Genomic DNA, 7409 nt, shown 5'->3' with positions numbered 1-7409 from the left:
ATGAAAAAAATATTATTTAACCTTCTATTTTGTTCGTTTTTTATTGGATGTATATATGCTGACAATACGGCGGGAAATGTTATTTCAAAAATTTATTCTAATTTTGATAGTATTAATACAATTGACGTTGAAATATCATCAGCGTCCGAAGAGACAATCCTATCAAATAATCACAAGGAATTGAAGAATAAGATAAAAAGAATAGTTTTGAAAAAAGAAAATAAAAAAAAGAAACTTGAATTGTTAGATTCTACGTCAACTATAAAATTCAGCGTTGTTAAAAATAATGAAATATCTTCGGCATCTCTTTATCCGGCATGCCTTTTTGATATTAAAAATTTCTTAAATGATTATAATTTAACTTCAGTTAATAAGGATGAACGAATTGAAGAAATTAAAGGAAAAGAAATTATTGCAATAAAAAATAACCAACAAAAAGAATATCCTCAAATAAGAATGAATATTATTAAAGATAAGATTGTTGAAATGAGATTTTACAGTTTTTCAGGAAAAAAGTATTATGTTTTGAAAATGAACAAATATGTAAAAATTAAAGGAATCGACATTCCGGAAGAAATAGTTGAAGAATTTCATGCAAACAAAAATGAAGTTATTAATACTATGACTTTTAAAGTGAATAGACTTAATACGAGTATTTTGGATACGGAATTTAATAATTAAAAATTATATGTAAAGATATTATTTTTAAGTTTTCCTTCAAATAAAAAAGCGATGTCTGATACCTTAACTAAATCTTAAGTTCATAAAATAATCTTTGGGCTTTGATTTAGCAGTTGTTATATGTTAGTATTTTAACGTAAAAACAAAAACTTGGAGGAAAAAATGAAAAACTTAACATTCGCAAACCCTGTAAAAGTGGTCTTTGGCGCGGGGGAGATAAATTCCGTCGGTAATGAAGCAAAACACCTTGGAAAGAAAGCTGTTATAGTAACCGGAAAGCGGTCGGTTAAAACTTCCGGACTTCTTGACGCGGTGCAGAAATCACTTGAAAAAGCCGGTGTGGGTTTTGTGACATACTCATACGTTACGCCTAATCCAAAAGTAAATGAAGTGGATGAAGCTGCGGAACTTGCAATAGCTGAAAACTGCGATATGGTAATAGGTCTTGGCGGCGGTTCTGCAATGGACGCTGCAAAAGGCGTATGCGTGGCTGCGGCGAATAAAAAAAGCATATGGGACTTTGTTTACATCCCTGACAAAGGCGCGGAAAAAATTGAAAAAGCCCTTCCATTAATGCTTATCCCGACACTTGCGGCAACAGGTTCAGAAGGCAATCCTGCGGCTGTTTTTTCAAATCCGGAAACGGGGCAGAAACAGGGTTTATATAATCCGGAATTTCTTTATCCAAAAGTTTCAATTGTAGACCCGCTGCTTACCACGACGGTTCCGGCACAGCAGACAGCGGAAGGAATAATAGACATAATAATGCACGTGCTTGAAGAGTATTTAACAGGCGATGAAAACTGCGCCCTGCAGGACAGGATAACAGAAGGTGTGATGTTAACCTGCGTGGAAAGCGGCGCCAAATTAATGAAAGATTTAAAAAACCCGGTACTGCGCGCGGACATTTCGCTTTCAAGCACGGTCGCGCTTATGGGCGTTCCAAACGCGGGGCGCGCGGGAAACTGGACCGTGCATCCCATTGAACACGCCATATCCGCGCTGCATGATGAAATAGCGCACGGCGCCGGAATAGCGGCAATACTGCCGTCGTATCTTCAGTTTCTTGAAAGGTTAAGGCCCAACAGGGTGATTCAGTTTGGACAGCGCGTGTTTGGAATTCCGGAAGATGTGGATGATAAAATGAAAATACCTTATACAATTGACAGGTTAAAAGCGTTTATGACCGAGATTGGTTTAAAAGATAATCTAAAAGACCTTGGCATAAAGCAGGAAGAACTGAAAAAAATAGCAGATAAGGTTATAGAAGTGGCAGGAGTGCCTGCCCCCATAAAAGACAGGAAAGAACTGGAAGAGATTTTAAATAACGCTTTTTAACGGGAGAGCGGACTGAATGTCTTATGCGTCAGAAATAAAAGCCGTAAAAAAGATATATGTATCACAGAAGAACACAATAGGCCGCGCTCTTGAAAGTTTCAGGAGCAAGTGGAAAAACGGCACGTCGCGCGACATAATGCATGAAATGATTTTCTGCATATTTACGCCGCAGTCAAAGGCGGTTAACTGCTGGGCGTGCGTGGAAAAGATTCTGGAGAAAAAACTGCTGTTAAACGCCACACCCGCGCAGCTTCTGCAGCTTAAAGAAATTAACGGGGTCAGATTCAAAAACAAAAAAGCGGTCTATGCCTGTGAAGCAAGGGACAAATTCGTAAAGAACGGGAAGTTTATAATTAAAGAGTTCCTGTCAGAGTTCAAAGACCCGTATGAAATGCGCGAATGGCTTGTTAAAAATATTAAAGGTTATGGTTATAAAGAAGCCAGCCACTTTTTAAGAAATATCGGTTTTGGCGATGATATTGCCATTCTGGACAGGCACATATTAAGGAATCTGGCCAGGATGGGCGTGATACCCGCCATTCCGGAAAGCCTTACAAACGCGAAATACCTTGAAATAGAACAGAAGATGAAAAAGTTCTCTAAAAAGATAAAAATACCGATGGACGGCCTGGATTTAACCCTTTGGTTCCGTGAAGCAGGGCATGTATTTAAATGATTTGGTATTCGTAGGGGACGTGCTCCTGCGCGTCCCGCGTATTAGATCTTTAGTAAGGCTTGGGCAGCGCGCCCCGAAAAAATACAACCCAAGCCCTTTGTGTGAAGTGCTGCGGAAAAATTAAATTTTTTTTTTTAATTTCTTCTTGACTTTTTGAATTTAGCAGGTATAATATCACTAACAAGGTGATAGATATATGGTTCTTTAAAAGTCACAGACTAAAACGATAACAATAAGACGGGGAGCAGGTATCTACGATAATACCCCTCCCAAACCCCTTTATCAGCCTGCTCCCTTCTTAAAAATAAAAAGCCGTGAAAACGGCTTTTTTTAACAGCTGATATATCACTAAATTAGTAATATTCAAGGTGAAGCAGGATGGCAATATGATATAATACTGATAAATAAGGAGGGTAGTATATGAAAAAGATAAAATTGGCATTCTTTGACGCAAAGCCCTATGACATTGCAAATTTTGACCACGTGAACAAAAAATACGGCTACACAATCAAGTATCTTCCGCCCCACCTGAATAAAGAGACCGCTTTTATGGCAGGCGGTGCGGATGTTGTATGTGCGTTTGTCAATGACACCATTGACGCTCCGGTCATCACAGAACTTAAAAAGCAGGGTGTAAAATTAATCGCTCTAAGGTGCGCGGGTTATAACAATGTGGATTTAAAAGGCGCTTTTAATACCCTGCATGTGGCAAGGGTTCCGGCATATTCGCCTAATGCTGTTGCGGAACACGCGGCAGCCCTTATGATGACCCTTAACAGAAAAGTGCATAAAGCATACTTTAGGACGCGCGATGGCAAATTTTCCATAAACGGGCTTTTAGGATTTGACATGAAGGGCAAGACAGCGGCCGTAATAGGGACGGGTAAAATAGGCAGGGAGATGATAAATATCCTTAAAGGTTTCGGTGTAAAGGTGCTTGCCTATGACGCGTTTCCTGATAAAAAGTACGCCGTTGATAATAAAATAGAGTACGCGCCTTTAAGCAGAATCTATAAAGAAGCGGATATCATCACGCTTCACTGCCCGTTAAACAAAGACACGTTTCACATGATAAACACGCAGAGCATCAAGAAGATGAAAAAGGGCGTGATGGTAATAAATACCGGCCGCGGAAGCCTTATAGACGCCAAAGCCCTTATCAACGGGTTAAAAAGCGGCAGGATAGGGTACGCAGGGCTTGACGTGTATGAAGAGGAAGACAAGTATTTCTTTGAAGATTTTTCCGGCAGGGTGTTAAGCGATGACGTGCTGGCGCGCCTGCTTACTTTTCCCAATGTTATTATCACTTCGCACCAGGCGTTTTTCACAAAAGAGGCGGTAGAAAACATTGCGGACACCACGCTTGGCAATATAAAGGAGTATTTTGAAAAGCACACCCTTACAAATGAAATATGCTATCAGTGCAATAAACCGTGCGTAAAGAAGAAAAAAAATATCTGTTTTTAAAAAACAGGAGGATGTTATGGCTGAAAAATTTGACGTGAACGTTTCGGTAAAGTACGGCGACGGGGCGGTTGTCTCTAAGACGTTAATCAACAAAAAAAGCGGAACTGTAACCCTTTTTGCTTTTGACAAGGGGCAGGGGCTGTCTGAACACACCGCGCCTTTTGACGCGCTGGTTAATGTGACGGAAGGCAAAGCAGAAATTAAAATCAGCGGCGAACCTCACATTCTTAACGCAGGGGAATCCCTAATTATGCCGGCAAATGAACCGCATGCGTTAAAAGCGCTGGAACAGTTCAAAATGATGCTTGTGATGATTAAGGGTAATGATTAGGGAACGGAGGGCTTGACAATAATCAGGACATCTGATATAAGTTAAATAGTTAATAAATTAGTGAACTACATCCAATTAACTGTTTAACGGAGGTGTTATGGAAGACTTAATAAAAGCCCAGTCAGATATCTGTAAGACATTTTCCAACCCGCACAGGCTTAACATCATAAAATTATTGTGCGATGAAGAACTTAACGCGTCGCAGATAATAAAGGCAACCGGGCTGGGCAAGGCAAACCTTTCCCAGCACATGTCTTTGCTTTTAAGCAAGGGGATTGTGGTTTCCAGAAAACAGGGGCAGAATGTCTTTTACAGCATATCCGACCCCAGAATTCCAAAGGTATGTTCCATGATGGCGGAAATTATGATGTCTGCCCTTGGGCGCAAGAAAAATATTTATGAAAAAGGCATTAAAAATAAGTTAGGGAGGGCAAAATTATGAAAATTGTTATTGTAGGCGGAGTGGCAGGCGGCATGTCAGCGGCCGCAAGGTTAAGAAGGCTGTCAGAGACAGCGGAAATTACCGTATTTGAAAAAGGCGGCTATGTGTCATTTGCCAATTGCGGGCTTCCTTATTATATAGGCGGGGAGATTACCGAAAGGCAGAACCTGCTTTTACAGACACCGGAATCATTCAAAGACAGGTTTAACGTCAACGTTCGCGTTAATTCTGAAGTGCTGTCTCTTGATACAAAGGCAAAAGAAGTAAGGGTAAAAGATTTAAAGACCGGCAATGAATACGCTGAAAAATATGACAAACTGCTTTTATCCCCGGGCGCGGAACCGGTTAAGCCGCCTATTCCCGGCATAGACAGTAAAAAAATATTCACCCTTCGCAATATGGAAGACACGGATAAGATATACAATTACATAAGGGATAATAATCCAAAAAAAGTTGTTGTAGTGGGCGGCGGCTACATAGGGCTGGAAATAGCGGAGAATTTAAAGCACAAGGGCATGTTTGTGACAATAGTGGAAGCGCTGCCGCAGGTGATGGGTTTAATTGATTTTGAACTTGCAGCCATGCTTCATCAGCATATACAGCAGAAAGGTATTGAACTATACCTTAATGACGGGGTAAAGGCATTTGCCGAAGCGCATAACAAAATAAAGACAACATTAAACAGCGGCAAAGAGATTGAATCTGATTTTGTGATGTTCTCTATAGGTGTAAAACCGGATGTTACGCTTGCCAAACAGGCAGGCCTTGAAATCGGCGCAAGGGGAATTGCGGTCAACGAATACATGCAGACATCTGACCCTGATATTTACGCGGTGGGCGACGCCATTGAAACTGTAAATCCCGTTTCCGGAAAAAAAGCGGCAATAGCGCTTGCGGGGCCGGCTAACAAACAGGGAAGGCTTGTCGCGGAGAATTTGTTAGAGGGCAATAAAATAAAGTACAGGGGCACCATCGGCACCGGCGTCATTAAAGTATTTGATATGACTTCCGCTTCTACCGGATTAAATTCCAGGGCGCTTGACGCCGATAAAATCCATTATGAAAGCGTTGTGATACACCCCAATAATCACGCCGGCTATTATCCGGGCGGCACGCAGATGTCTTTAAAGATGATGTTCTCGCCGTCTGACGGTAAAATATTGGGTGTTCAGGCAGTGGGTTATGAAGGGGTTGAAAAAAGGATTGATGTGGCAGCGGCTTTCATACAGAAAAACGGGACCGTTGAAGACCTGCTTAATTTTGAACACTGCTATGCGCCGCCTTTTTCTTCGGCAAAGGACCCCATTAATATGGCGGGTTTTGTCGCGGAAAATATTATTAAAGGAAGGGTAAGGCAGACCACCTGTGCGGAACTTATTAATAACAACAGCAGCTGGTATATACTTGACGTGAGGGAAAAAGAAGAAACAGACCTGGGCATGATACCCAATGCCGTGCATATCCCGCTTAATGAATTAAGAAAACGGCTGAAAGACGTTCCAAAAGATAAAAAAGTGGCGGTTTACTGCAGGGTGGGGTTAAGGGGTTATCTTGCGTGCAGGATAATGGTTCAGAACGGTTTTAACAATGTCTATAATGTCTCCGGCGGATACATTACATATTCCGCCATAACCGGCAAACAGGGCAACGAAAATATATTTGATGAAAAACAGGAAATGGGCTCCGCAAAAGCGCAGGACAGGCGTGAGGAAGCAATACCGTCCAGAATAATTTCTGTTAACGCGTGCGGTCTGCAGTGCCCCGGCCCTATTATGAGGCTTAAAACAGAAATTGACGCCATAAGGCCCGGCGACAGGCTTGAAATAAAAGCGACAGACCCGGGTTTTTATAATGACGTGGGCGCTTGGGCACGTTCCACGGGCAACAAAATATTTTCGCTTGAATCAGATAAGGGAGTGATAAGCGCCGTTATAGAAAAATCGGGCGAAAAAACGGAGGTTAAAACAAATATGACGTCATCCCACGATAAAACAATGATAGTGTTTTCCGGCGATATGGATAAAATAATTGCTTCATTTATTATTGCCAACGGCGCGCTTTCCATGGGGCGCAAAATGACCATGTTCTTTACGTTCTGGGGTTTAAATGCCCTTAAAAAATCAAAAGAGCCAAAGGGCTTAAAGAAAAACATTATTGAAAAAGCTTTTGGTTTTATGCTTCCGCGCGGCAGCAAAAAATTATCGCTTTCAAAGATGAACATGGCGGGCATGGGGCCTGTTATGATCAGGGGCATCATGAAAAAACATAACATAAGCAGCGTTGAAGAACTTATTAAATCCGCGATAGAAAGCGGCGCTAAAATTGTGGCGTGCCAGATGACAATGGATCTTATGGGAATAAAAAAGGAAGAATTAATTGACGGAGTGGAAATTGGCGGAGTAGCCTCAATGCTGGAATCGTCCGACGGGTCAGACGCCACACTGTTCATTTAACAATATACAGATGTAAGCGCA

At 41.5% G+C, this 7409-nt stretch carries 7 protein-coding genes; all 7 read left to right on the top strand.

Annotated elements, in window-relative coordinates:
* The 7 genes from CVV21_05145 (at position 1) to CVV21_05115 (ending at position 7388) form a co-directional block, all read left to right on the top strand.
* Positions 1 to 681, top strand: coding sequence for a hypothetical protein (locus CVV21_05145; protein ID PKL92139.1), 681 nt, complete (start codon positions 1 to 3; stop codon positions 679 to 681).
* Between the two features lie 162 nt (positions 682 to 843).
* The gene (locus CVV21_05140) at positions 844 to 2019 is read left to right on the top strand and encodes an alcohol dehydrogenase (GenBank protein PKL92138.1); all 1176 of its coding nucleotides are present in this window, start codon (positions 844 to 846) and stop codon (positions 2017 to 2019) included.
* A 16-nt stretch (positions 2020 to 2035) separates the two neighbouring features.
* Positions 2036 to 2695 (top strand): DNA lyase, encoded by a 660-nt coding sequence (locus CVV21_05135; protein ID PKL92137.1) that lies wholly within the window; start codon positions 2036 to 2038, stop codon positions 2693 to 2695.
* A gap of 420 nt (positions 2696 to 3115) precedes the next feature.
* Complete coding sequence (locus CVV21_05130; protein PKL92136.1) at positions 3116 to 4162, top strand: hydroxyacid dehydrogenase; 1047 nt, start codon at positions 3116 to 3118, stop codon at positions 4160 to 4162.
* Between the two features lie 16 nt (positions 4163 to 4178).
* A complete protein-coding gene (locus CVV21_05125) occupies positions 4179 to 4493 on the top strand; it encodes a cupin domain-containing protein (protein PKL92135.1) in 315 nt (104 codons plus the stop codon).
* A gap of 97 nt (positions 4494 to 4590) precedes the next feature.
* Positions 4591 to 4935 (top strand): transcriptional regulator, encoded by a 345-nt coding sequence (locus CVV21_05120; GenBank protein PKL92134.1) that lies wholly within the window; start codon positions 4591 to 4593, stop codon positions 4933 to 4935.
* Positions 4932 to 7388: a CoA-disulfide reductase gene (locus CVV21_05115; protein ID PKL92133.1), complete on the top strand. Its 2457-nt coding sequence runs from the start codon at positions 4932 to 4934 to the stop codon at positions 7386 to 7388. The genes CVV21_05120 and CVV21_05115 overlap by 4 nt, the downstream gene beginning before the upstream one ends.
* Positions 7389 to 7409 lie beyond the last annotated feature (21 nt).

The organism is Candidatus Goldiibacteriota bacterium HGW-Goldbacteria-1, assembly GCA_002839855.1.
In the GTDB taxonomy this organism is placed as follows: domain Bacteria; phylum Oederibacteriota; class PGYV01; order PGYV01; family PGYV01; genus PGYV01.
Note: the sequence above shows the minus strand (reverse complement) of the source record. Positions and strands in the feature narration are given on the sequence as shown.

Excerpts from the sequence above, each read along its gene's own strand:
- CVV21_05130 (PKL92136.1), top strand. The coding sequence starts at position 3,116 with ATGAAAAAGATAAAATTGGCATTCTTTGACGCAAAGCCCTATGACATT.
- CVV21_05145 (PKL92139.1), top strand. The coding sequence starts at position 1 with ATGAAAAAAATATTATTTAACCTTCTATTTTGTTCGTTTTTTATTGGA.
- CVV21_05135 (PKL92137.1), top strand. The coding sequence starts at position 2,036 with ATGTCTTATGCGTCAGAAATAAAAGCCGTAAAAAAGATATATGTATCA.
- CVV21_05115 (PKL92133.1), top strand. The coding sequence starts at position 4,932 with ATGAAAATTGTTATTGTAGGCGGAGTGGCAGGCGGCATGTCAGCGGCC.
- CVV21_05140 (PKL92138.1), top strand. The coding sequence starts at position 844 with ATGAAAAACTTAACATTCGCAAACCCTGTAAAAGTGGTCTTTGGCGCG.
- CVV21_05120 (PKL92134.1), top strand. The coding sequence starts at position 4,591 with ATGGAAGACTTAATAAAAGCCCAGTCAGATATCTGTAAGACATTTTCC.
- CVV21_05125 (PKL92135.1), top strand. The coding sequence starts at position 4,179 with ATGGCTGAAAAATTTGACGTGAACGTTTCGGTAAAGTACGGCGACGGG.